This is a genomic window from Methylovulum sp., assembly GCF_028687615.1.
Lineage (GTDB): Bacteria > Pseudomonadota > Gammaproteobacteria > Methylococcales > Methylomonadaceae > Methylovulum.
This window is the reverse complement of the sequence record NZ_JAQTZU010000007.1, coordinates 79218-104487: the sequence shown is the minus strand read 5'-3', so window position 1 is coordinate 104487 and position 25270 is coordinate 79218. Positions and strand designations below refer to the sequence as shown.

Genomic DNA, 25270 nt, shown 5'->3' with positions numbered 1-25270 from the left:
TATTGAATGATCGGGGGATGGCTGGATTTTTATAGGTATATCGCCCCTGATATATTTTTCCCCATAAGCACTTGCCCAAAAAGCTTGGGCAGGGCATTCCATTTCTATGCAAGCACTTATGAAACAATCTTAAGAAAGGCGATTATGTAATAACTTTTAAGCATAACATATTTAATGGCTTGATTAATGAAACTAGTGTTATTTTCAAAATAATAGCTTGTTGCCAATACAGTTAAGCCTATATAATGCCAAGTTCAATCAAAGTGCGAACGTGGCGAAATTGGTAGACGCGCTGGATTTAGGTTCCAGTAGGTTGCCCTGTGAGAGTTCGAGTCTCTCCGTTCGCACCACTTATTCAATAAAAAATGACCGTTTTTTTATCAAACGGCCATTTTTCAATTCTGTTGAGCCGTTACCCGTCTCTAAAAATCCTTATTAAATGCGTGGAGTAAAGAAATGCAAGTTTCTGTCGAGAAGACATCAGAATTAAGCCGGAAAATGACAGTCAGCGTACCAGAATCCGTGGTTCAGGAAAAAATGGCGACACGCTTCAAGTCGTTGGCCCGCGAAGTCAAAGTCGACGGTTTCCGTCCTGGCAAAGTCCCTTCACACATCGTAAAAAAACTCTACGGCGACCGTGTCCGTGGCGAAATCGCCGGTGACTTGATCCAATCAACTTATTACGAAGCCCTACAGAATCAGGATCTAAAGCCTGCCGGAAACCCTTTTATTGACTCAGTCGATGAAAGCGAAGGTTTTAAATACACCGCCATATTTGAAGTCTATCCCGAAATATCCCTGGAAGGCTTGGAGCAAATGGAAGTTGTCCGTAGCTTGTCCTCTGTCGAAGAAGCCGATGTCGATGCGATGATTGAAAAATTACGCACACAAAAACTGGCCTGGACAGAAGTGGAACGTCCAGCCCAAGAAAAAGACCGCATCACCGTCAATTTCTCCGGTACAGCCGATGATGAAAATTTCACTAACGGCAAAGTCGAAAATTATTCGGTTGAAATTGGCACCAAGCAAATGATCCCTGGCTTTGAAGAAAATCTTATCGGCCTTCAAGCCGGTGCCGGCAAAACCTTTACCGCCACTTTCCCTGAAGAATACGGCAATACCAAACTGGCAGGCAAAACCGCTGAATTCGAAGTCGAAGCCATCAAAGTTGAAGAGCCGACATTACCAGAAATTAATGCCGAATTTATCCAAAGCTACGGCATAGAAGAAGGCACGATGGAAGCCTTCCGTAGCGACGTAAAAACCAATATGGAACGGGAACTGGCCAACGCCCTGCAAGCCCGGCTGAAAAATTCGGTTATGGATGCCTTGTACGAAAAAGTCCAAATCACCCTGCCTAGCACGTTGATCGATGAAGAAGTCGAGAACCTGATGAAACCGTATGTCGAAACGGCAAAACGGCAAAAACTAAGCCTCGAAGATTTACAATTGCCGCGTGATGTGTTTGAAGCGCAAGCCAAACGCCGCGTCGCTTTAGGGTTGATTTTGGGCGAAGTCATACAAAAAAACAATCTGGCATTGGATGAGAATAAAGTCCGTTCAACCATTGAAGACATGGCGAAAAGTTATGAATCACCCGAAGAAGTCGTAAGCTGGTATTATGCCGACAAAAGCCGCCTCGCTGATGTCCAGCAAATGGTGCTGGAAAATCAAACGGTGGATTGGCTGGTGGCCCAAGCGAAAGTCTCTGAAGAAACCCTGCCATTTAGCGATGTCATGGAAAAATACCAACGGTAAGGATTAATTATGTACAAACATATTGCAACAAACCCAAGCAATGAAATTCAAGCGGCGGGCGGGCTGGTCCCCATCGTTGTCGAGCAAACCGCCAGGGGCGAGCGTTCTTTCGACATTTATTCCAGGCTGCTGAAAGAGCGCGTCATTTTTCTGGTGGGTCAAGTTGAAGATTACTCGGCGAATCTGGTGGTCGCGCAATTGCTGTTTCTGGAATCAGAAAACCCTGACAAAGACATCCACTTATACATCAATTCACCCGGTGGCTCAGTCACTGCGGGCATGTCCATTTATGACACCATGCAGTTCATCAAACCCGATGTCAGCACCTTGTGCATCGGCCAGGCCGCCAGTATGGGCGCATTGTTATTGACGGGCGGCGCGGCGGGAAAACGTTTCTGCCTGCCACACTCCAGAATGATGATCCATCAACCTTTAGGCGGCTTCCAAGGGCAAGCGTCGGATTTTGACATCCACGCACGGGAAATTTTATCCATCCGCGATAAACTCAATAAAATCCTCGCCCATCATACCGGCCAGCCCATCGAAAAAATTGCGCAAGACACCGATAGGGACAATTTTTTAAGTTCCAATGATGCCGTGGCTTATGGTCTAATCGACAAAGTCCTGGCTAACCGCGCAATGGCTGTTGAGCAGTAAGTTGGATATTTCGATAAATAGTACTGTTCGTTCGATGCTTGCGGGAGCCGATTATGAGTAACAAAGATGACGATAAACTGCTGTATTGCTCTTTCTGCGGCAAAAGCCAGCATGAAGTACGTAAACTGATTGCAGGGCCGTCAGTTTATGTTTGCGACGAATGCGTTGAATTGTGCAACGACATCATCAAGGATGAACTGGCCGACGAATCCGGCAACACCGCTGGCAATACCGAGTTACCCAAGCCCAAAGATATAAAACTGAATCTGGACAATTACGTCATCGGCCAAGAAAAAGCTAAAAAAATTCTCGCCGTGGCGGTTTATAACCATTACAAACGCCTGCGTAACAAAAGCAAAAAAGACACGGTCGAGCTGGCTAAAAGCAATATCTTGCTGATTGGCCCAACCGGGTCTGGCAAGACCTTGTTGGCTGAAACCTTGGCCCGCTTGCTGGATGTGCCGTTCACGATTGCCGATGCGACCACGTTGACCGAAGCCGGTTATGTGGGTGAAGATGTCGAAAACATCATCCAAAAAATCCTGCAAAAATGTGATTACGATGTCGAAAAAGCCGAAACCGGCATTGTTTACATCGACGAAATCGACAAAATTTCCAGGAAATCTGAAAACCCGTCGATCACCCGCGATGTCTCCGGCGAAGGTGTCCAGCAAGCCCTGTTAAAACTGATTGAAGGCACGATTGCTTCCGTACCTCCTCAAGGCGGACGCAAACACCCAAATCAAGAGTTTTTGCATGTCAATACCGCAAACATCTTATTTATCGTCGGTGGTGCTTTTGCCGGACTTGACCGAGTTATCAAGGCGCGTAGCGAAAAAGGCGGCATCGGTTTTTCAGCCGATGTCAAATCCAAAGATGACAGCAAAAATATCGGCGAATTATTCGCCGAAGTGGAAGCCGAAGATTTGATCAAATACGGCTTGATCCCTGAGTTTGTCGGCCGTCTGCCCATCGTGGCAACGCTGGAAGAATTGGATGAAGCCGCGTTGATACAAATTTTGACCGAACCTAAAAATGCGTTGATCAAACAATATAAGCATTTGTTTGACATGGAAGGCACAGAATTGGAATTCCGTGAAGACTCCTTAGGCGCGATTGCGCGTAAGGCGATGGAGCGCAAAACCGGAGCCCGTGGCTTGCGGACTATCGTCGAAAACATCTTGTTGAACACCATGTATGAACTGCCTTCATCTGACGACATTTCCAAAGTGGTCGTCGATGAAAGTGTCGTGCTTGGGCATTCCGAACCCTACTTGGTTTACGAATCCGAGCAGAAAAAAACCGGTTCCACACTTTAACCTGAAAATACTTTTTGTCCTCGCCGGCGGCAACCCAGACGAGGACAAACCGCCTAACTCCCCAAATCCGTGTCGATGCTAAACCGGCACACACAATCGCCCTTCGCCATACAGCTTAACTGCTGCACTTCTTTTGCCAATAACGAAGACATCAAAGCCCGGTCAAACTGGCACAGTGCCGGATGTTGTTGGGCGACATCGTGATAAATGCAATTGCTGGCTTTAATCACCGATTGTCCTGTTTCCGCCCCCACTTCCTGTTGCACCTGAAAACCCAGTTCCGCCATGATCCGTAACAATTGCTGCAAGCGTCCATCCGCCGTTTTACCTGCAAACTGAGCTGTTAATTTATCCGCCAATTTGCCGCCTAGACGCTGCATATAAGCCGCAAACGCCTCCTCGCCCATTTCTTCCTGCAAATCACTGATGATTAATTCGGCAAACCACGCATATTGCTTGGGAAAATAATTAATGCCTTTATCGGTAATGCCATAAATCGTCACCGGCCGTCCGGCTGTTTTATTCAGCGTCGTTTTCCTGATATAACCGTCCCCTTCCAGCGTCACAAAATGTTGCTGTATCGCGGTCCGGGAAATATCCAATGCCATCGCCAGCGCATCCATACTTAATCCACCTCGGTTTTCCAGTAATTGTTCAAGAATTTCATGTTGGCGGGGACTTATTTTCCGTGACATTTGTGTACATCCGATAATCATTGATTGGTAACGATTATGTCATAAAAAACTTTTATAAGTTAAATATTGCATAAGTTTTTGCATTAAGATACACTTTCTGACGGTAAGCGGACCAGCTTAGCCAAACCAAACTAAACCTATAACAATAAACACAACAAGAGGAGCAGACCATGAGTGAAGCACAAGCAACCACAGCATCCCTATTTGACCAACTCGGCGGCGTGGCGGCAGTCGACGCGGCAGTCGATATTTTTTACCGCAAAGTGCTGGCGGATTACCGTATCAACCGTTTCTTCGACAACGTTGACATGGAACAACAGGCCGCCAAACAAAAAGCCTTTTTGACGATGGCCTTTGGCGGCCCCAACAACTACACCGGGCAAGACATGCGTGACGCCCATGCCCGTTTCGTGAAAATGGGGCTGGACGACAGCCATTTTGATGCCGTGATGGAAAACCTGACCGCCACTTTACGCGAATTGAATGTCCCTGAAAACTTGGTGACCCAAGTCGCCACGCTGGCAGAAACCACGCGCAATGACGTATTAGGCAAATAAGCATTGGATGGGGGCCACATGCCGCAAATTAGCTTAGGCGAAACCCAATTCGCCTGCCCTGGCGATGAAACCTTGCTGGATGCGTTGTTAAAAGCCAATCTCCGCATTCCCTATAGCTGCCGGCAAGGCGTTTGCCAATCTTGCCTGATGCGTTGCCTCAATGTGGCTCCACCCGCCAATTCCCAGACCGGACTTAAAGACACGTTGCAGCGGCAAAACTATTTCCTGGCTTGCCGCTGTTACCCCGAACAGGACATGACCGTCGCCCTGCCCGACCAGCAAACGTTTGCCGTTAATGCCGTAGTCATCAAAAAACAACTACTCGCGCCGGATATTCTGCGCTTGGTGTTGCAATACGAAACCCCACTGGAATTTTACGCCGGACAATTTATTAACCTGCGGCGCGGCGACGGCTTGACGCGCAGTTATTCCATCGCCATCAGCCCCCAAACAGGGAATCTTTTAGAATTTCACATCCGCCGCTTACCGCAAGGACAATTCAGCAACTGGGCACATGATGAACTGGCTATTGGCAGCCCCGTCACCCTGTCACAAGCGCAAGGCAATTGTTATTACCTGCCAGGAAACCACGGGCAACCGCTGCTATTGATTGGCACGGGCAGCGGCCTGGCCCCGCTATATGGCATCATCAACGACGCACTTAACCAAGGGCATAATGGTGTTATCCATTTATTCCACGGTAGCCGTAATGCGGATGGTTTGTATCTAAGCGATGAACTACGCAAGCTGGAAGAAAAATTTGCCAACTTCCAATACACCGCCTGCCTATCTGAGAAACACAGCAAGCCTGGCTTTGCACAAGGCCGTGCCCATGACCTCGCCTTGGCGGACAAGGACAGCCTCAAAGGTTGGCGGGTATATTTGTGCGGACATCCAGAAATGGTCAAACACAGCCAAAAAATGGCTTATCTAAAAGGTGCGTCGCTTAAGGACATTTATGCCGATGCGTTTATAGCGGGAAAATAAGGAAGGATTTAAAAACATTTAATATCATCAGTTGACGCGTTTCGGTGGCGTTTCGTTTTATCGCAGCGGGCCGCCATCCCGACCATGACACCTTGGCGACCTGCCGGCGGCGTTTTTTGAATGGATTGGCCGGGGTGTTTGGGCAAGTCCTTAAGCTTGCGCACGAGATGAAAATGCCCAAGCCGGCCTGGATGGCGAAAAGATAGACGCCAATGCCCTGCGGCACAGCGCGTTGCCGTATGGGCATAGCGAAAAACTCGAAGCACAGCTCAAGCGAGGCGATGCGGATACGTTGGACAAAGTGCGCCCGGTGCTGGAAGCCATGTCTTCACGCATTATCCATATCGGCCCTACTGGTTCCGGGCAAGCGACCAAAGCGGTCAACCAAGTCTTATGTGCGGGCATCAACCAAGCGGTGACAGAAGCCTTGGCGTTTGCGCCGGGCTTTAAGCTGGCTTTACACCATAAGGATTTGAAAATCTGCCAACGCATGGCGGAAAAAGCCCATGTCGCCATCCCTTTGTCGGCGATGACCGTTACCGACTACGAACGGTTGATGGCGGAAGGCTATGGGGATGAAGACATATCGGCGTTGTATCGATTGAGAAAACCTGTCCGACCCTTTCCTGTTGGTTTCCCAAGCAAGGAAGTGATAACAATCTTAAATAAAAACAACGCCTTGAAACGATCTATTTCAAGGCAAATAAACCCCCCATTTCATCCCGCCCAAGGCCGCACTTTTACCGCCTTCCAATTTACCACCCAGCAAATTGACCAGTTCATAAACCACGCTCATGCCAATGCCGTGGCCGTGGATATTTTCATCCGCCCTGACACCGCGTTTTAGTATTTCGTTAAATTTACCAGGCGGGATTCCAGGGCCGTCGTCTTCAATTTGTATCAACACGGAAAAATTCCGGCGGTTATTGCGGATGTTCAGCAAGACGCTGATTTTGACGTTCTGCTTGCACCATTTACAGGCGTTGTCGAGCAAGTTACCGATAATTTCATACATATCGCCTTCTTCACAATAAATCGGCAAAGACTCCGGCATAACGGCGGTGATGGTGATGCCTTTATCCAGATAGACTTTGTTTAACGACGCGATGATTTTATTGGTTATCTCCGGCAAATCGACGGTTTTGATGGTTTTCTGCCCACCTTTGGCGGCGGCGCGGTGCAGTTGGTATTCGACAATTTCATCCATGCGCGAGATTTGTTCTTTGACCGTTTCGGTATTGGCGCTGAATGATTCCACACAACCGCGCAAAATCGCCAGCGGGGTCTTTAAACTATGCGCGAGATCGGCAAGGTTGTTGCGATAGCGTTCCAGATGCGCCCTCTCCATGCTGATAAAAGCGTTGAGGTTGCCGACCAAGCCTTTCAATTCACTGGGATATTCGCCGTCCAGATGGGTTTTATTCCCTTTTTCAATAGCTTCCAGATCGGTGGCGATGGAACGCAAAGGCTTTAAGCTCCAACGTAACAAGGTAAATTGGATGGTGACCAAGACCACGCCGATAAACAACAACCAGACGCGCAAGGTCTCCTGTAATTGTTCGACCTGGTTCCTGACGAACTGGGCGTCTTCGGCGACGGTAAACGTATATTCGCGCTCAATGCCCGCGATGTTTTGCCAATACACCTCGTAATGCAGCACATACCGCCCATGTTTGTCGAAAGAAAAGTACGAGTCGCCGACATTTAACGGCGGCGGGGTGATGACATCCAAACCGATGGCGGACGGTGAACGCCAGATCAATTGGTTTTTTTTCTGCTGGATAAAGCCATAAAGCCCGGAACCCGGATTGATAAAACGCGGCTCCGGCAAATGTTCGGGCATTTTCAACTCGCCCGAATTATTGATTTCCGCCGATGACAGCAAGGAATAAATTTGCACTTGCAAACGTTCTTCCAAGGCTTTTTCGGCACTGTCACGAAAGCCTTGTTCGAGGATGACTGCAACCAGTGCAAAAAAGACGGTCAGCGCCAAGCCCTCGGCGATGAGCAGGCGGAAACTTAAGGATTTTAGGCGCAAGTGCGATACCTGCGTCAGGATGTGGCTGGAATGCGGTAACCGCGTCCGCGCAGGGTTTCTATCGGTTTGCGGGTCCCGTCGGGGTCGAGTTTTTTACGCAAGCGTCCGATGAACACTTCGATGACGTTGCTGTCGCGGTCAAAATCTTCATCGTAAATATGCGCGGTCAACACCGATTTGGAAATCAGCTCGCCCTTGCGGAACATCAGGTATTCCAACACCTTGTATTCGTAAGCGGTGAGTTCCAGTTTAATACCGGAGACGCTGACTTCCTGGGCGACGGTGTCGAGTTCGATATTGTCATGGGTCAGGATCGGATGCGCCTGCCCCGCCGAACGGCGGATCAGCGCGTTGATCCGCGCCAGCAATTCTTCATAATGGAAAGGCTTGACCAGATAATCATCGGCGCCGGCTTCCAGGCCTTCGACTTTTTCCTGCCAACGGCTACGCGCCGTCAGAATCAAAATGGGTATGATGATTTTATTTTTACGCAGGCGTTTGATCAGTTCGATGCCGGAAAAATCCGGCAAGCCGATGTCTATCACCGCCGCATCAATCGGGAATTCCTTGCCCATGTAAAAACCGTCGGCACCGTTATGGGCGGTGTCGACGGCAAACCCCCGTTCGGCAAAAAAATGTTGGATTTGTTCGCAAAGGGTTATTTCATCTTCAACAACTAAAATACGCATAGTAGGTAACCGTGTGTTGTGGAGTTAGTTGCCAAGCAATTGGCCAGTTACGGCATCAAATTTATAGTGGCGGATATGGCCTTGTTCGGTCAGGACTTTAATCACATGGACGGATTTGTCGTCAATTTGTTCGGTTTCAGCACCCAGTAGGCGGTTATGTTCGTCCTGGATCACTTGGTTGGCGGCCCTCTCCAGACTGATGGTTTGGGCGGCGGGTAAGGGGTTGATGTTACCGTCTTCGGCAAAACAGTTATTCCCCAGTAACAGCACCAGTATGGTGGTTTGAATGAGGTTTTTCATAAAATTTCCTGAAATGGTTAGTTGGAGCCATACATAAAGAACGGTTTATTCTTTCTGTTGTTGCAACAAGGTATCCGATGACCCTGAACCCGCGCTTAATTGCACACATAACTTAATTGCACGCATAAAATAAGCATAAGGCGCGTATGCCCTCAGCGCAAAGACGGTGTTTGCAACACACTACTGATCGCACGTTCAAATGCCGCACCCAATTTCCCCGCCAATTTGTCAATCAACGCTTCCCGTTGCGTAAAATCAACCCGCTTCTCGGCGCCAATCATTTCGCGGGCGACGGTGTCTTCATTGGCAAAATCATCGGCGATACCCAATTTTACGCCGGCCTCCCCGGTCCAGACCAAACCGGAAAACATATCCGGCGTTTCTTTTAAGCGGTCGCCACGTCCGGCTTTTACGGCGGTGATAAATTGCTGATGGACTTGGTTCAGCAAGTCTTTCATGTAGACAGTTTCATCTTCTTTAGGCGGCGAGAACGGATCAAGCATGGCTTTGTGCGCCCCGGCCGTCAACAAGCGTCGTTCTACGCCGAGATTTTTCATGGCATCAACAAAACCGAAGCCGTCCATCAACACGCCGATGGAGCCGATCAAGCTCGCAGGATTGACAAAAATCTTGTCGCTGGCTGAAGCTATGTAATAACAACCGGATGCGCAAATATCGCTAACGACAGCATAAATTGGTAATTGCGGATGCTCTTTTTTGATTTTGCGGATTTCATCGTAAACATAAGCCGATTGCACCGGACTACCACCGGGGGAATTGGCATGGATGATGATCCCTTTGGTATTTTCATCTTTAACGGCATCTCGCAGGCTTTCAATCAAATCCTCTGCGTTGGCATCCTTACCTTCGGCGATCATGCCGACCAGATCAATGACAGCGGTATGCTGGCTGGATGAATTATGATCCAATTTAATTTTTGGATAAACCGCCACCCCCAATAACACCAACAAATATAAAAACATTAAGGATTTAAAAAAAATCCCCCAGCGACGGGTGGCTTTTTGTTCGGAAAGTGCTGAAAACGCCAGTTTTTCTAAAACTGCCCGCTCCCAATTGGTTCCGTCAGCAGTATTTTTCAAGTTATCTTGTTGATTTTTCATTAAATTTTAACCTTAAATTAAATCCAGTAATTGCGTAGGCAATTGTAGACAGCGCAAGGGCTTGTATTGTTGCAAGAAGTCTTCGCTATGTGCGCCACAAGCCACGGCGATGGACGCAATTTGCGCATTTTGGGCCATTTGCAAATCGTGGATGGAATCGCCGACCATCAACACCCGTGTTTTATCGACTTGGGTGTGCGCCATGATTTCATGCAACATGCGCGGGTCTGGTTTGGAGGCCGTTTCATCAGCGCAACGCGTGGTGATGAACAAGTCCCCCGTGCCGGTACCAGCCAGTGCTTGATCAAGACCGGCGCGGGCTTTGCCAGTGGCGACGGCAAGTAAATACCCGTCCGCTTTTAGCTGCACCAACATGTCATAAACACCCGTGAACAAATCATCCGGGCTGGGTTGTTTGGAAAAATATTCTTCCCTGTAATGGCGCACCAGTTTTTCGATTTTTTGATCGTCGGCTTCGGGAAACAAAGCCTGCATGGCTTTATCAATGCTAAGCCCTATCACATCTTTGGCGGCCTGCTGTTCGGGGATGGCGCAATCGCTCAACGCCCCCGCTTTTTGTAAACAATGGACTATCCAGTCTATCGAATCGATTAAAGTGCCGTCCCAATCGAATATGATCAAATCAAATGCTTTCTTCATAAATTAGTAAATTATCTAGTTGTTGAGGTAATGGGGCTGAAGTGGTCAACATTTCACCTGTGACCGGATGTTCAAATTGCAAAATGGCGGCGTGTAAAAACATCCGTTTGAAACCACGGCTACGGAAAGCCTTGTTGACTTCATCTTGACCATAGCGCTCGTCGCCGACTATCGGATGGCCCAAACTGGTGGCGGCATGGACGCGGATTTGGTGGGTGCGCCCCGTTTTGGGCGACGCTTCGACCAACGTGGAATCGGCAAACAGTTTGATCCGCCGGAACAAGGTTTCTGCATCTTTACCCGTTTTGCTGACAAACACCATGCGTTCGCCGCCTTGACTGATGTTTTTTTGTAGAGGGGCGTTGACGACCAGCTTTTTTCTAAGCCATTGCCCTGCCAGCAAAGCGATATAGGTTTTCTGGACTTGGTCTTCACGGAACAGCGTATGCAGTTTTTTTAAGGCGCTGCGTTTTTTGGCGATCAGCAAACAGCCGGAGGTGTCTTTATCCAGACGATGCACCAGTTCCAAAAATGGCGCGTTCGGCCTGATAGAGCGTAAACCTTCGATAATGCCGGAATTGACCCCACTGCCACCATGCACGGCGTAACCGGCAGGTTTATTGATAATCATAAAAGCGTCGTCTTCAAACAGCACACCTTGTTCCAGCGCGTCTTGCAAATGTTGGCCGACAAACAATTCGGGGGCTTTTTCCGCAACCCGCACAGGTGGGACGCGCACGACATCGCCTGTTTCCAGCCGGTATTTGACATCCACCCTACCCTTATTGACGCGCACTTCACCTTTACGGACGATCCGGTAAATATGGCTTTTCGGCACACCTTTCAGAAACGTGATTAAAAAATTGTCCAAACGTTGGTCACATTGTTCTTCGGTGATTTCGACCAATTGGACTTTTGGGGACGGGCTGTGTTCTGTTATGGTCATTATGAGTTAATAATATCAGTATTATGGACTGGATTGATTCTTTAAATTGCTGTAGGGCGATAAGGTTGCTATATTAGGCACGTTTTCAAAAAAAACATACCCGCCCCGCTGATTAACCATAAAACCGGCTTGGGGCAAACCAATGAAGATAACAAGGCAAACATAATGCCGCTTGACTTAGGCTTCATAACACAAGATTTTTTGGGTTCATCGCTCGACCCTAGATGCGCGATTTTAAACTCCTGCTGAAAACAGAATTTACCCCAAGACTGGTTTGACTTCGTGTTTGTGAGCGCCGGTACCGTTGTCTTCATCCGCTGAAGATCAAGATACTGACAATATCGCGCTGAAAAACAACAATGACACTTTAAAAAGCCAAATTGATGGTGTTTTTTTACCCACTATCGCCATATTGTATTGACTACCCACTTTGCACTAGGAATTAAGCCAGTCTGATTAATAAAGTCTGACCACGGAGCAGGACACAACAAGGATACACAATGAAAAGAATGCTTATCAACGCCACGCAGGCGGAAGAACTGCGGGTCGCTTTGGTAGACGGTCAAAAACTATATGATTTTGACATAGAAGTACCATCAAAAGAACAAAAAAAATCCAATATTTATAAAGGCATCATCACCCGCGTAGAACCCAGTTTAGAAGCGGCATTCATCAATTACGGCGCAGAAAAACACGGTTTTTTACCTTTCAAAGAAATCTCCCCCGCTTACCGTAATGCGCCGGAAGGTGCCGAAGAAGGCCGCCGTGCCTCTGTAAAAGACCTGATCAAAGAAGGCCAGGAAATTGTCGTGCAAATTGAAAAGGAAGAGCGCGGCAACAAAGGCGCGGCCTTGACCACCTACATCAGTTTGGCTGGCACTTATTTGGTGCTGATGCCGAATAATCCCAAAGCCGGCGGCATTTCCCGGCGCATTGAAGGCGACACCCGCAGTGAATTGCGCGAAGTCATGGCTTCCTTGACCATCCCTGACAACATGGGTTTGATCGTCCGCACCGCCGGTTGTGGCAAAAACGCCGAAGAACTGCAATGGGATTTGAATTACCTGATGCAGTTGTGGGAATCCATCGAACGCTCCGCCACCGAACAAAAAGCCCCGTTTTTGGTGTTTCAGGAAAGCAATGTCATCATCCGCGCCCTGCGTGACCATTTACGCGGCGATGTCGATGAAATATTGATCGACAACCAAGAATCCTTTGCCTTGGTACAAAAATTCTTGAAGCAAGTCATGCCGCATTTCTTGCCCAAAGCCAAGTTGTACCAAGACGCCGTGCCATTGTTCAACCGCTACCAAATCGAAGCGCAGATTGAAGTCGCCTACAACCGCGAAGTGTCCTTGCCGTCTGGCGGCTCCATCGTCATCGACCACACCGAAGCCTTGACCTCGATAGACATCAACTCGGCTCGCGCCACCAAAGGCAGCGACATTGAGGAAACCGCACTCAACACCAACCTGGAAGCGGCGGAAGAAATTGCCCGCCAGCTCAGGTTGCGTGACTTAGGCGGCCTGTTTGTCATCGACTTCATCGACATGATGTCCAACAAAAACCAGCGCAGTGTCGAAAACCATCTACGGGATGCGATTAAAATAGACCGCGCCCGCATCCAAACCGGAAAAATCTCCAGATTCGGTTTACTGGAAATGTCACGGCAACGGATGCGGCCTTCTTTAGGCGATTCCACGCAAATCATCTGCCCCCGCTGTAAAGGCCAAGGCACGATCAGAAACGTAGAATCGGTGGCCTTGTCGGTGCTGCGTCTGATTGAAGAAGAGGCAATGAAAAAAAGCACGGAAAAAGTCATCGTGCATTTGCCGATTGAATCCGCGACTTTTTTGTTGAATGAAAAACGTAGTGCCATTGAGCAAATTGAAAACCGCTTGAAAGTCGGCATCGTCATTTTGCCCAGCAAACACATGGAAACCCCCGCTTACGAAATTGAGCGCATCAAGGAAAAAGAAACGGCTGCTGATGAAAAACCCAGTTACATCCAGATAAAAGCCGAAGAAATCGCCATTCCAGACTTTGCCCAACAAATGAAAAGCAAAGTGGAAAAACCGTTTATCCAAGAATTTACCCATGATGTTCCTGAGCCCATCACGCATAAAAATGAAGCCGCCGGTTTGATCAAACGCTTCTGGCACAAACTGGTCAGCGTGGTTGCCAACGAACCAGAAAACAATGGGAACGAGACACCCGAAGTTGCCGCCGAACCCGTGGAAGTTGTTGAAACGAAAACCAATGGCAACCCGCCATCCAGCCGTAGCCGTAGTTCCAGCCGGAAACGTAACCGGAACAAAAATTACAATCGTGACCGTGAGCGCGAACCAACGACAAACCAGGAACCCGACAAGCAAGAAAAACCCACCCCGGAAAAACCTGCGGGGGAATCATCAACGCAAACCCCACGCCAGTTTAGAGCACCTGGACGCAATGTCAGACCGAACATTATTCCGCCACCTTCGGCAAACGCACCGCAGGAAGTGTCTGATGAACTGCACGATAACGGCGCTTATGACAGCAACGAAGAAGCTGAATTGGTGGCATCCCTAACGGATTCTGAAAATGCCGTTGAAACCTCCGGCGACGATCAAGCAACCAAGAATTCTTCATCCAAACGTTCGGGCAGACGCGGCCCGAACCGCAGAAGACCACGTAATCCTAACTACAAAAAGCCAGAAGACGATGGTGAAGGCAATTCTGATGGTGAGGAAGGGTTGGCTGTACATGAAGCTGCACATGAAAATGATGGCGAACAAAGCTTTAAAGATTTCGAGCCGTCATTACCCGATAATTCCAGTGCACAACTAGAAAAAACCGAGAAAACTGAGGAAAATTTACAGATTGCCCAAAATCTTGATAGCGAAGCGAAAAACTTTGCGTCAAGCGTGCAAACTGTTTACGCACCTGTTGAACATTTTGAACCCGTTTATGAAGAAGCGAAGCCTCCAGTCCAGGCATCTGAAGCTTCTGAACCCGTGGCCCCAGCTATTGAAGCCGCCCCGCCCGCATGGTCAGAGCAAGCTTCTGAAGCCGTTGTTGTGCAAGACAATGTCCAGTCTATCCAACAGGAATCCGTGCCCCAGCAAACCGCCATCGAACATCAGGTGGAAACCAGCCAGCCGGTGACCGAAACAGTGGCGATAAGCGAAAACGTGGCGGCTAATAAACCCGACCCAGAAAACTAAGCGATGAAATAGGAGTGTAAACTATTTTGCACTCCTAATTAGCCTAAAACACAAGCATATTAATTGTTTCATAAGTTCCCGCACGGTCTCAAAACTATACGCAAGAACTTATGGGAAAATTGGTGGCCCTGCAATCGGAATGATTTGTAAAAAGTCAAACTTGCCGTTTTATGGGTATGACTGCCCGTCCTTAAAGGACGCGCAGTCGTTTCAGTGAATGACTTGACAAATGCCTTATCATTCCGATTGCAGGACTACCCTCCCGTGAATCTCCCGTGAATCTCCCGTGAATCTCCCGTGGTGGCGACGGAATTGCCCAGCCATGACGTGGTGCTAGGCGGTGAAAAGGTATGAAGCCAAAATGCGGGTAAAAACGGGTGGCGGCAAGCGTCAAACCGGAAAAGTTTTTACCCCTTCATAAGCCCCAGCAGCCCCTTCATTAACGCATGCGGCGTAGGCGGACAACCGGCTATGACCATGTCCACGGGTATGACATTGGCTACCGCGCCGCAACTGGCGTAAGAGACCCCGAATTCCCCCCCGCAAGCGGCGCAGTCCCCGACCGCAACCACCCATTTGGGATTCGGTGTCGCTTCATAAGTGCGTAATAATGCCGTCTGCATATGCCGCGACACGGGGCCGGTCACTAATAACACATCGGCATGACGTGGCGACGCCACAAAATGAATGCCAAAACGTTCAATATCATAATAAGGGTTATTGAGCGCGTGGATTTCCAGTTCGCAACCATTGCAGGAGCCTGCATCGACCTGCCGTATGGCAATGCTGCCGGAAAATTGCTTGTCGATGTGGCGTTTGATCTGGATACCCAGCTTTTCCAGTTCATCGTCCTTAGGGACTTTATACTTCTCGGTGACGACACCGGTGGTGATAATTTTTTTAAACAACCGCAGCACACCGCCTCCTATAAATCGTTGCCTGAATAAGAGCCATTCAGGGATTTGTTGCACACAGGAAAATCCGGCACGATATTGTTCAGCACCAGTTTTTCCAATGCAGGCCAGTTCAGGATGCTAGGGTCGCGTGGATAATAACGGGCGATTTTATTGCCGGCATCAAAGCGGATATAAGCGATGATTTCCCCGCGCCAACCTTCAACTATGCCTAAACTTTCACTGCCTGCGGGTGGCGTTTGCCATTCAGCCAGCGTGTCGCCTGCCGCAAGTTGCGCTATAAATTGCTTGATGAGTTTCAATGACGCATTGATTTCCTTGTACCGTACCCAGAATCTTGAGGCGACATCACCCTTGTCTTCCAACGCGACTTTAAAGCTGGCTTGATCGTAAGGCGGATAAGGCGCGTCGCGGCGGACATCCCTATCCTGTCCGCTGGCCAGGCCGACGTAACCGACCGTACCCAACGCGGCGGCGATTTCCGGCGACAAGTAACCCGCCGTGTACAGCCGGTCTTCCAGGGACGAGTTAAGGTCTATCGCCGGCATGATTTCTGACAGTTCTTTGCTTAACCGGACGCACTCCCGTTCAATCAAGGCGCAGTCCGCTTCAGATAAATCACACACGACACCGCCCGGCACAATCCTGTCCATTAACAAACGATGGCCAAAAACAGCGGCATTGGTGCGCAGCCACAGTTCACGCAAGCGGCTAAACTGCATGTGCGCAAAAATGAAGGCGACATCATTACAAATCGCGCCCATATCGCCCAGATGGTTGGCGACCCGTTCGCGTTCCGCCAAAATGCCGCGTAGCAAAGCCGCACGCGGGGGGATTTCAATGCCGGTGGCTTGCTCCATTGCCCGGCAAGCCGCCCAGCAATGCCCCACGGTGGTGTCGCCGGAAACCCGCCCGGCCAGACGCGCTAAAGCTTCCGGCGTCCGGCCTTCGGCAATTTTCTCTATGCCTTTGTGCACATAACCCAAGCGTTCTTCCAGATTCAAAATCAGTTCGCCCACCGCCTGAAAGCGAAAATGCCCAGGTTCAATGATACCGGCATGGATAGGGCCTACGGGGATTTCATAAACCCCCTCCCCGTGCGCTTTAACAAATGGATACTCCTTATCAGGTGGCGTGACGGTTTCCGGCCCGCCCTGCACAGGAAAATCCTTGCGTAAGGGATAATCGTGTTTGGCCCAGGCTTGATGACGTGTCCAGCGTCTATGGTCGGGGTGTCCCGTAAAATGGATGCCAAACATATCCTGGGTGTGGCGTTCACTGCGGCTGGCGGCAGGATAAACCGTGGCTTGTGAGGGCAATTCCGGTTTCGCGGCATTGACAATAGCCCTTGACAGCACATACACACCTTGTTTTTCAAAACAGGCATTGATGAATAACCGGCCTTCAACGTGCTCCGCCCATCCGGCTACCCAACGCAGTTGTTGCGCCAGCGCGTAGTCGGCGAACTGTTGCCAATGTCCGCTTTCGATTTGCCACAAAGTTGTCGATGGCAAGCTGAATTGTTCAACGGTAATTGCGGCGGCAGTAAGCTGGTTCAAAAAATCCGTCGTCCAGTTTGAAGCGCTCATAACGGTGTGCTCCCGGAAATTAACAAGGTCGCTTGTGAAAACCAGTTGGCCAAAAAGCCGGGAATGGCCAAACCCAGCCACAACACTAAACCCAGATGGATCATCACCGGCCACAGGTTCGCCTTAACGGGTAATTGGCCTTCCGGTTGATTGCCGTAAACCATCGGTTGTATATGTCTGAACAATCCGGCAAAGGCAATGCCGATACCCAGCAGCAGCAGTGGCGTCAGCCAAGGATAGCTGTGCATCGTCGCTAACAATACCAAAAACTCGCTGGTAAACACGCCAAAAGGGGGGAAGCCGGCAATGGCGACCGTGCCTATCAATAACCCCCAACCAATCCGTGGTTGGGTTTTTATCAAACCACGGATCTTTTCCATGCTTTGGGTGCCGGCAACTTGTGAAGCATGGCCTACCGTCACAAAAATGGCCGATTTGGTCAGTGAATGCACGGTCATGTGCAGCAACGCGGCAAAAGTGGCTAAAGGCCCGCCGATACCAAAGGCAAAAGTCATGATGCCCATGTGTTCGATGGATGAATAACTAAACAATCGTTTGATGTCCTTCTGCCGATGTAAGAAAAACGCAGCCACCAGAAACGACAGCATGCCAAAGCCCATCATCAAATGGCCGGCCATATCGGAATGGCTGGCGCCATCCACCAACATCTTATTGCGGACGACGGCATATAAGGCATCGTTCAACAATAATCCTGACAACACCGCCGACATCGGCGTCGGGCCTTCGGAATGGGCATCGGGCAACCAGTTATGCAAGGGCACCAGACCGATTTTCGTACCATAACCTATCAGCATGAAAACAAAGGCTATCTCAAGTATTTCCGGATTCAATTTACTGGCATTTTCATAAAGCACCGACCACAACAGGGAGTTTTCCACGTCACCCACCTGCACGGCGGCGTAATACAGCAAAATGGTGCCGAACAGGGCTTGGGCAATGCCCACGCCGCAAAGGATAAAATATTTCCAGGCCGCTTCAATGGATTCAGGGGTGCGGTACAAACTGACCAGCAGCACCGTGGCCAATGTCGCGCCCTCCATCGCCACCCACATGACCCCCATATTGTTGGTGGTCAGCACCAGATACATCGCCAACATAAAACCCTGGTACATGGAGTAATAAAGCCTTAAGCGTTTATCCGTGAGCTTGCCCAATTCCTTTTCATGCGCCATATAAGGCGAGGAAAAAATCGACGTGGTGAATCCAACAAACGCCGTCAGCACAATCAAATAGACATTGAACGGGTCAATCAAAAACGCCTTGCCTGAAGACAGGAGCGTGCCTTGATTCAGCACGTTAATCGCCAGCCATACCGTTGCCAACAGACAGACGGCGTTAAACCGGACATTCAGTTTCCCGGTATCCGCCTTGTGCCCGGCCAGCGCAAAAAACACAATGCCAATAAAAGGGATCAATAAGACCAGATAGGCGGCGATCATTTATCCACCTCATGCAAGCGGTTTAACCTGTCAACATCCAGCGAATCGATACTGGTGCGTATATGAAAGAAGAAAATACCGAACAACACCGCAGCCACCAGCACATCAAAAGCCACACCCAGCTCCACCACCATCGGCATACCATTGGTGGCGACGATGGCGGCGAAAAATAGGCCGTTTTCTATAGCCATAAAACCCACGACGTGGGCGACGGCCTGGCGATGCGAGATCATCAGCAACATGCCTAACAGCACCACGGAAAGGCTGACCGCCAAGGCATTCAGCATGACCGGCGAGGTGGTTTGCACAACCGGATTCAGGACATAATAACTGAACACCATCAGGCTGGCCCCGCCCAGCATCACCGTCGTTTTGTTGTGCAAGGCTTCGATATCGCGGTGGGTGTTCATTTGGATGACTTCACGCCGTAGCATCCAGGGTATGAAGATCACTTTCAGCACCAACGTCAGCGCGGCGGAAATATATAAATGCGGGTTATCCAGACTGTAGGCCGCCAATGCCGCCGTCAAGGTCAATAAAAACCCCTGCATGGCAAAGATAAAGATCAATCGTAACAAACGCCCTTGCCCTAACATCAGAAACGAGGTGAGACCCACCAATGCCGCCAGGGATAAAATGGCCTGGGTATAAAAATCCTGTTGTTCAATATTCATTAGCGTGACGCCTCCAAAATGATGTGGCTCAACATCCCCAGCAGCCCTAACAGATAGGCAAAACTGAGGTACTCCTGCACCCGAAACAAGCGCATTTTTGCAACCAGGGTCTCTGCTATCGCCAGAAATATCGCCAAGACGGCAAGCTTGCCCATAATCGCGAGCAAACCATAGCCTAAGGCTTGTGCAGTAAAGCTTTCAGCGATACCCCACGGGAAAAAAATATTCGCGATCAAGACGCCATAGAGCATGAGTTTGAGCTGGCTCGCCCATTCAATCAGCGCCAAATGGCGGCCACTGTATTCCAGGATCATCGCTTCATGGATCATGGTCAGCTCCAGATGCGTGGACGGGTTATCGACAGGAATGCGCCCGGTTTCCGCGATGGCGACCAATATCAGCGCAAACAGGGCAAACACAAACGAGGGCCGCAATATCAGGCCGTCATTGAGCACATGGTTGATGGCGACCGATAAGTTCGTCGTTGAAGCGGTCATGGTCAGCGTAAAAATAGCCATCAGCATCGCCGGTTCAGCCAGCGACGAAATGGTCATTTCCCTGGATGAGCCCATGCCGCCGAAAGCCGTGCCAATGTCCAGCCCCGCCAAGGCCAGAAAAAAGCGGGCGAAGGCAAAAAAGCCCACCATGACAATGACATCGGCGCTGGCGGAGGTCGGCAGGTCAACCGCAATCAACGGCACCACGGTTGCCGCCAACACCGTTGCCGAAAACACCAGGTACGGCGCGATAGGAAATAACCACGAGGCCTGCCCGGCAACGACCGGTTGTTTACTGGTCAACTTGATCAAATCGCGATAGGGTTGTAACAAAGAGGGCGGCTTGCGATTTTGCAAGCGGCATTTGCAGCACTTCAGCCAACCCGCCAATAACGGCGCCAAGACGATGAATAACAGGGTTTGTAGAATGGCGATTAACCAGTTCATTGGGTTTCTCCTCTATTGGAAACCATTAGCTGACCACCCATAACAAAATGAGCAAAGTGGCAAACGAATAGCCCAGATACACCCGGATATTGCCGGTCTGGATGCGCCCAACCTGCCGGGCCAAACAGTCCACCCCGCGTGCAATCGGTTCATAGAGCCTAGGCCAGCTATGATCCTGGACCTGCAATTGATAACGGATGGCGGCAACATCCTGGTTCATGGCGCCTTGCAGGTCTTTGTCGATCCGCTCGTCAACAATCCAGGCGTTGGCAAAAATACGCCGGAAAGGCATGGTAAACGCATGGCAACTATACTGCATACGCGGTGTCAAGCCACCAAAACCACAATCCCAAGGCTCCGCCCGGCGCATCACCGTAGCGGGGTTGCGCCGCAAATACCAAAAGCTGATACAACCGGCAATCAATGCGGCTATCAGCACCAAGGGCGGCGAATAGGAGGCCTGCTTGGCTGAAACCGGCGCCAGCCACAACCAGCCCAGCGCGGAGTCATTCGGCAGGGTTTGCCCTAGCAGTTGGCCGGCAACGCTGTTGAGCAAGCTAATCACCATGCCGGGAAAAATGCCGATTAAAAAACATAATCCCGCCAGCAAGGAGGGGCCCGCCAGCATCCCTTTATCCTGGACTTCATGGGCCTTATCACAGTGGCGTGAACGCGACTGCCCCAAAAAGACCATGCCGAACACCTTGACAAAACACGCCGCCGCCAGTGCCGCCGTCAACGCCAGGGCGGCGGCGGCAACCGGAATCAAACTGCGCAACACGCCATTATCCAGCGCATCGACCTGCAATGCGGTCTGGAAAGCCAGCCATTCCGAAACAAAGCCATTAAACAACGGCAACGACGAAATGCTCATGCAGCCAATCAGAAATAACTTGCTGGTATGCGGCATACGTCTGATCAAACCGCCCATCAGGTCGATATTCAGCTCATGCGTTTGATGCTGGATGATGCCGGCGCCCAGGAACAACAAGTTCTTGAACAAGGCATGGTTGAAGGCATGGAACAACGCCGCCAGAAAGCCCAAGGCCGCCAGTTGCGGCTGGCCGTTATCCATAAAAATCATCGACAAACCCAGCACCATAAAAATAATGCCGATATTTTCAACGGAACTGTAAGCTAACAGCCGTTTTAAATTGGCTTGCATCATCGCATACAAGATACCGCCCAGCGCCGAAACCGTGCCGACAATCAATAGCGCCACCCCCCATTGCCAATGGACATCGCCGATCAAATCATAACAAAAGCGGATCAACCCATAGAGCGCGACTTTCAGCATCACGCCGCTCATCAGTGCGGAAATATGCGAGGGCGCCACCGGATGCGCTTCCGGCAACCAAACGTGAACCGGAACCACCCCGGCTTTCATGCCAAACCCCAGCAAGGCGAGCACAAAAGCGATGCTTGCCCAGGTGCTTGATAATTTCGCCTCCCGCAAGGCATCAAACGTAAAGCCGTCAGAAAAACTCGCCAGCACGCCAAAAGCCAAAATGATCGCCAGCGCGCCGACTTCCGCCATTAATAAATACAGAAACGCGGCGCGGCGATTAGCCGGATTTTCATGCTGGAACGCCACCAGGAAGTAACTGGCGACCGACATCAGTTCCCAGGCAATCATGAAGAAAAAGGCATCGTCCGCCAACAACACCAACAACATGCCGGCGACAAACAGTCCGGTAAACAAGCCCAAGGCCGCAAAAGGATGCTGGCTTTCATCATAAGCACGGACATAGCCTGGGCCATAAAGGCTGACCGCCGCCACGCCAATGCCGATAATCAGATAGAAGAACCCGGACAGGCTGTCAAAACGGACATGCCAGGGCAACCAGGGCAAGCCTAAACTGATTTGGTCAGTCACGGCTTCTTTACCAACCATCACACCCAAACCGGCCAGTACAGCAAACATGCCCGACAGTCCCAATAACACAAACACCACTTGCCGAAGCGCATCCGGGTAACGCGCTTCCTGCAAGTTGTCCTCAAGCACAGACTGATTCTGTTGATGGCTACCTGGAAACTTTTTAAACCAATACCGGCTAAGCCCCAGCAAAACCTGCCGCTGGTTCATCATCAACGCCAGCAAACCGGAAGCAAAACTGAACAGCACCGCACCATAAGCTAATAGTAGGATCATGAAATTCTCACTTAATGTTGTCGTTGCAAAAGTGGACTAAGTGGCGAGGGAGTCTCACAGACGCTTGTTTTATTGATGGCGAAAGTCGTCGATATAAAAATCACCACGGAACAGGCGGCCATTTTATGGAAAATGGAAAAAAATTTTCATGATTTTCTCTTTGCTTTGTTAGCGTAAGGTTTCTGTCAAAATTAGAAATTACCCGCTAATTCTAATTTTGTTTTTTTGTTATTCTTAAAAATATAGCTAGTTTCATGCCACAAAATTCTATTAAAAATATACAAGCAAAAACATATTGTTATATTACGCATGGCCTGTAAAAAAATAGTTATGCAGAGCTAACGTTCAAAATGAACCAATGGAGGCTGGTTCATTACAACCATTTTGTTTTTTTGTAACCCACAATCATCAAACTGTTTCTTGTTTTTATGCCTAACATTTTATATCGCAACCTTGTCGCATTGTCCCCTAAAAACGCGGTGAGATGGCCTTCCCAAAGCAATATAAATACATTTGTAGATAAAACACCTACTTGCAACTATAGTTTTCTTTCAGGCATAAAAAAGCCCCCTTAGATTACCTTGTGAAAGGTCACCTTGCGAGAGCCGTGGTCGCGTAGAAGCGTTGCCTACGAATACAATTCATTGGTATGAAAAGTAAGTAAGCCTTAGTCGGTTATACTGAAATTCGGATTATACAGAAGAGGAAGTTATGGGCAAAACCATTTTAGGACTAGATTTAGGTAGCAACTCAATCGGTTGGGCATTGTTGGCAGAAGAAGACGGCAAACCTAACCGGATTATTGACTTGGGCAGCCGAATTTTTATTAAAGCGGTCGAAGAAAAAACACCGACACCCAAAAATGTCAAAAAACGCGACGCCCGCTTAACGAGACGCGTCTTACAACGCCGCGCCAAACGCAAGCTGCGGATGCTGAAATACTTAATCAACCTGAACTTATTGCCAGAAGACTTACAAGACAGTCTCACGCCAGAAGTGCAGCTCAACGCCATCGGCGACCCGTACCTGCTCCGCGCCAAAGCCTTAGACGAAGCGCTCACGCCCTACGAATTAGGCCGCGTGTTATTGCACTTGGTGCAGAGGCGCGGCTTTTTAAGCAACCGCAAAACTTTGTTGGGCGATATGGCGGATGATCCTGATGTACTCGCCGTGTTATGCCATCATGCGGGCGATGGTGGCGCGGGCCATTGTCGCCAGCGGCCTGCATCCGGCATTGGGTGTACAGCATAGCAACCAATACAATGGCTTGTGTTTGGCGAATGATGTGATGGAGCCGTTCCGCCCGTGGGTGGATTTGCGGGTTTACCAACTGGCTTTGGATCATCCTGAATTAGTCGTCAACCAAGTCACCAAACAGCCGTTTTTAAAACTGCTGGGCGAATCGGTGCGCTGGGGTAAGCAGACTATGCCGCTGATGGTTGCCAGCCATTATCTAATGGCGGATATAAAACGGGCGTTTGACGATAAAAACCAGAAAATCATTTATCCCGAATGGCTTGAATAAAAACAACCGCTTAAGATTTTGGACAGTCGAGTGAACCGCCCCTTAGGTACGGGCGGCAATCCGGTACGAACCAATCCAGTGCAAAAATAACCCTGTTGCACCCATTTCAATCAAACCCCACCCGCACCGCTAATCTGCTAGCTTCGCGCTAAGGTCAAAAAAGCCTTCCAAACCCGGCTATAACAGCGTGTTAGCCCGATTCCAATTCAGTAAAGAACCAACCATCAGCTTGGCATTGATAATGCATTTATTGTTGTATGCAACGATGACAAGCGTGTATTATCCTGACTATCTTTTTGCTGGCACAGCCGTGCAGCTTATGCCAAACACTCAACGCTTACGCAGCCCAGTTCCTACTTGTCTGGCGCGCTTGCCTTCACCACGAGACCACACCATGAACCGATACGTCACCAGCACACCTTATGCTTACCCTTACAACGGCGATTTACGGCCAGAAAACACCTGCTTGATAATCATCGACATGCAGTTCGATTTTTGCGGCGAAGGCGGCTATGTCGATAAGATGGGCTACGACATCTCGCTGACCCGTGCGCCGATTGAACCGATAGGCCGTGTGCTGGCGACTTGCCGTAAACTGGGCTTCCACGTCATCCATACCCGCGAAGGCCATCGACCGGATTTAGCGGATTTACCGAAAAACAAGCAATGGCGTAGCCGGCAAATTGGCGCCGGCATTGGCGATGTCGGGCCGTGCGGGCGGATTTTGGTGCGCGGCGAACCGGGTTGGGAAATCATCCCCGAACTTGCGCCTTTACCAGGCGAGCCGATTATCGACAAACCGGGTAAAGGCTCGTTTTATGCCACCGATTTGGATTTGCTGCTGCGGACGCTGGGCATTGAAAACATCATCCTGACGGGCATCACCACCGATGTTTGCGTACACACCACGATGCGCGACGCCAATGACCGTGGCTACGAATGCCTACTGCTGGCGGATTGCTGCGCGGCAACCGACCCGGGCAACCATCAAGCGGCATTGCAGATGATAAAAATGCAAGGCGGGGTGTTTGGCGCAGTGGCGGATTCGGCGGGTTTTATTGCCGCAGTGTCTTGAGTCA

At 49.8% G+C, this 25270-nt stretch carries 22 protein-coding genes, 1 tRNA gene and 2 pseudogenes; 12 read left to right on the top strand and 13 right to left on the bottom strand.

Features of this window, described 5'->3' with window-relative positions; all coding sequences use genetic code 11:
- The first annotated feature begins 265 nt into the window (after positions 1-265).
- The 4 genes from PHH59_RS05940 (at position 266) to clpX (ending at position 3734) form a co-directional block, all read left to right on the top strand.
- Positions 266-350, top strand: a tRNA-Leu gene (locus tag PHH59_RS05940).
- Positions 351-456: 106 nt separating this feature from the next.
- Positions 457-1758: a trigger factor gene (gene tig / locus PHH59_RS05935; RefSeq protein ID WP_300012682.1), complete on the top strand. Its 1302-nt coding sequence runs from the start codon at positions 457-459 to the stop codon at positions 1756-1758.
- A 9-nt stretch (positions 1759-1767) separates the two neighbouring features.
- The gene (clpP, locus tag PHH59_RS05930) at positions 1768-2415 is read left to right on the top strand and encodes an ATP-dependent Clp endopeptidase proteolytic subunit ClpP (protein ID WP_300012679.1); all 648 of its coding nucleotides are present in this window, start codon (positions 1768-1770) and stop codon (positions 2413-2415) included.
- A gap of 53 nt (positions 2416-2468) precedes the next feature.
- Positions 2469-3734, top strand: coding sequence for an ATP-dependent Clp protease ATP-binding subunit ClpX (gene clpX / locus PHH59_RS05925; RefSeq protein WP_300012676.1), 1266 nt, complete (start codon positions 2469-2471; stop codon positions 3732-3734).
- Positions 3735-3787: 53 nt separating this feature from the next.
- Here clpX and PHH59_RS05920 read toward each other — a convergent pair whose 3' ends face one another.
- Positions 3788-4429, bottom strand: a complete 642-nt coding sequence (locus PHH59_RS05920) for a methanogen output domain 1-containing protein (RefSeq protein WP_300012674.1) — start codon at positions 4427-4429, stop codon at positions 3788-3790.
- 170 nt (positions 4430-4599) lie between these two features.
- On the opposite strand from PHH59_RS05920, the gene PHH59_RS05915 reads away from it, so the two are divergent.
- From PHH59_RS05915 to PHH59_RS05900, 4 genes and pseudogenes are all read left to right on the top strand, one after another.
- Positions 4600-4986, top strand: coding sequence for a group 1 truncated hemoglobin (locus PHH59_RS05915; protein ID WP_300012672.1), 387 nt, complete (start codon positions 4600-4602; stop codon positions 4984-4986).
- An 18-nt stretch (positions 4987-5004) separates the two neighbouring features.
- On the top strand, positions 5005-5973 hold the full coding sequence (locus PHH59_RS05910; RefSeq protein WP_300012670.1) for a 2Fe-2S iron-sulfur cluster-binding protein: 969 nt from the start codon (positions 5005-5007) through the stop codon (positions 5971-5973).
- 41 nt (positions 5974-6014) lie between these two features.
- Positions 6015-6247: pseudogene (locus PHH59_RS05905) on the top strand (IS5/IS1182 family transposase); the annotation flags it as partial.
- Between the two features lie 3 nt (positions 6248-6250).
- Positions 6251-6580, top strand: a pseudogene (locus tag PHH59_RS05900) (NAD-binding protein); the annotation flags it as partial.
- A gap of 87 nt (positions 6581-6667) precedes the next feature.
- On the opposite strand, the gene PHH59_RS05895 reads toward PHH59_RS05900, so the two are convergent.
- From PHH59_RS05895 to rluC, 6 genes are all read right to left on the bottom strand, one after another.
- A complete protein-coding gene (locus PHH59_RS05895; protein WP_300012667.1) occupies positions 6668-8011 on the bottom strand; it encodes an ATP-binding protein in 1344 nt (447 codons plus the stop codon).
- 14 nt (positions 8012-8025) lie between these two features.
- On the bottom strand, positions 8026-8700 hold the full coding sequence (locus PHH59_RS05890; RefSeq protein ID WP_300012664.1) for a response regulator transcription factor: 675 nt from the start codon (positions 8698-8700) through the stop codon (positions 8026-8028).
- A 24-nt stretch (positions 8701-8724) separates the two neighbouring features.
- Positions 8725-9000, bottom strand: coding sequence for a hypothetical protein (locus tag PHH59_RS05885; protein ID WP_300012661.1), 276 nt, complete (start codon positions 8998-9000; stop codon positions 8725-8727).
- A gap of 152 nt (positions 9001-9152) precedes the next feature.
- Positions 9153-10121 (bottom strand): S49 family peptidase, encoded by a 969-nt coding sequence (locus PHH59_RS05880; protein ID WP_300012658.1) that lies wholly within the window; start codon positions 10119-10121, stop codon positions 9153-9155.
- A gap of 12 nt (positions 10122-10133) precedes the next feature.
- Positions 10134-10781 (bottom strand): HAD-IA family hydrolase, encoded by a 648-nt coding sequence (locus tag PHH59_RS05875; RefSeq protein ID WP_300012655.1) that lies wholly within the window; start codon positions 10779-10781, stop codon positions 10134-10136.
- Positions 10765-11727 carry a 23S rRNA pseudouridine(955/2504/2580) synthase RluC gene (rluC, locus tag PHH59_RS05870; RefSeq protein WP_300012652.1) on the bottom strand — a complete coding sequence of 321 codons (963 nt, stop codon included), beginning with the start codon at positions 11725-11727 and terminating at the stop codon, positions 10765-10767. The genes PHH59_RS05875 and rluC overlap by 17 nt, the downstream gene beginning before the upstream one ends.
- A 500-nt stretch (positions 11728-12227) precedes the next feature.
- Between rluC and PHH59_RS05865 the strand changes: the two genes are divergently transcribed.
- The gene (locus PHH59_RS05865; RefSeq protein ID WP_300012649.1) at positions 12228-14933 is read left to right on the top strand and encodes an Rne/Rng family ribonuclease; all 2706 of its coding nucleotides are present in this window, start codon (positions 12228-12230) and stop codon (positions 14931-14933) included.
- A 407-nt stretch (positions 14934-15340) separates the two neighbouring features.
- Here PHH59_RS05865 and PHH59_RS05860 read toward each other — a convergent pair whose 3' ends face one another.
- From PHH59_RS05860 to hyfB, 6 genes are read right to left on the bottom strand one after another with little or no spacing between them, the layout of a single operon-like run.
- A complete protein-coding gene (locus PHH59_RS05860; protein ID WP_300012647.1) occupies positions 15341-15850 on the bottom strand; it encodes an NADH-quinone oxidoreductase subunit B family protein in 510 nt (169 codons plus the stop codon).
- A gap of 8 nt (positions 15851-15858) precedes the next feature.
- On the bottom strand, positions 15859-17436 hold the full coding sequence (locus PHH59_RS05855) for an NADH-quinone oxidoreductase subunit C (protein WP_300012644.1): 1578 nt from the start codon (positions 17434-17436) through the stop codon (positions 15859-15861).
- Complete coding sequence (locus PHH59_RS05850; RefSeq protein ID WP_300012641.1) at positions 17433-18896, bottom strand: hydrogenase 4 subunit F; 1464 nt, start codon at positions 18894-18896, stop codon at positions 17433-17435. The genes PHH59_RS05855 and PHH59_RS05850 overlap by 4 nt, the downstream gene beginning before the upstream one ends.
- The gene (locus PHH59_RS05845; RefSeq protein ID WP_300012638.1) at positions 18893-19570 is read right to left on the bottom strand and encodes a formate hydrogenlyase; all 678 of its coding nucleotides are present in this window, start codon (positions 19568-19570) and stop codon (positions 18893-18895) included. Before PHH59_RS05845 ends, PHH59_RS05850 begins: the two co-directional genes overlap by 4 nt.
- Positions 19570-20514, bottom strand: coding sequence for an NADH-quinone oxidoreductase subunit H (locus tag PHH59_RS05840; RefSeq protein WP_300012635.1), 945 nt, complete (start codon positions 20512-20514; stop codon positions 19570-19572). The genes PHH59_RS05845 and PHH59_RS05840 overlap by 1 nt, the downstream gene beginning before the upstream one ends.
- Positions 20515-20539: 25 nt before the next feature.
- Positions 20540-22666: a hydrogenase 4 subunit B gene (gene hyfB / locus PHH59_RS05835; RefSeq protein ID WP_300012632.1), complete on the bottom strand. Its 2127-nt coding sequence runs from the start codon at positions 22664-22666 to the stop codon at positions 20540-20542.
- A 711-nt stretch (positions 22667-23377) separates the two neighbouring features.
- Here hyfB and cas9 point away from each other — a divergent pair.
- The 3 genes from cas9 (at position 23378) to PHH59_RS05820 (ending at position 25266) form a co-directional block, all read left to right on the top strand.
- Complete coding sequence (gene cas9 / locus PHH59_RS05830) at positions 23378-23917, top strand: type II CRISPR RNA-guided endonuclease Cas9 (protein ID WP_300012629.1); 540 nt, start codon at positions 23378-23380, stop codon at positions 23915-23917.
- Positions 23862-24191, top strand: coding sequence for a CRISPR-associated endonuclease Cas1 (locus tag PHH59_RS05825; protein WP_300012626.1), 330 nt, complete (start codon positions 23862-23864; stop codon positions 24189-24191). The genes cas9 and PHH59_RS05825 overlap by 56 nt, the downstream gene beginning before the upstream one ends.
- A gap of 394 nt (positions 24192-24585) precedes the next feature.
- Positions 24586-25266 carry an isochorismatase family cysteine hydrolase gene (locus PHH59_RS05820; protein WP_300012622.1) on the top strand — a complete coding sequence of 227 codons (681 nt, stop codon included), beginning with the start codon at positions 24586-24588 and terminating at the stop codon, positions 25264-25266.
- The last annotated feature ends 4 nt before the right edge of the window (positions 25267-25270 follow it).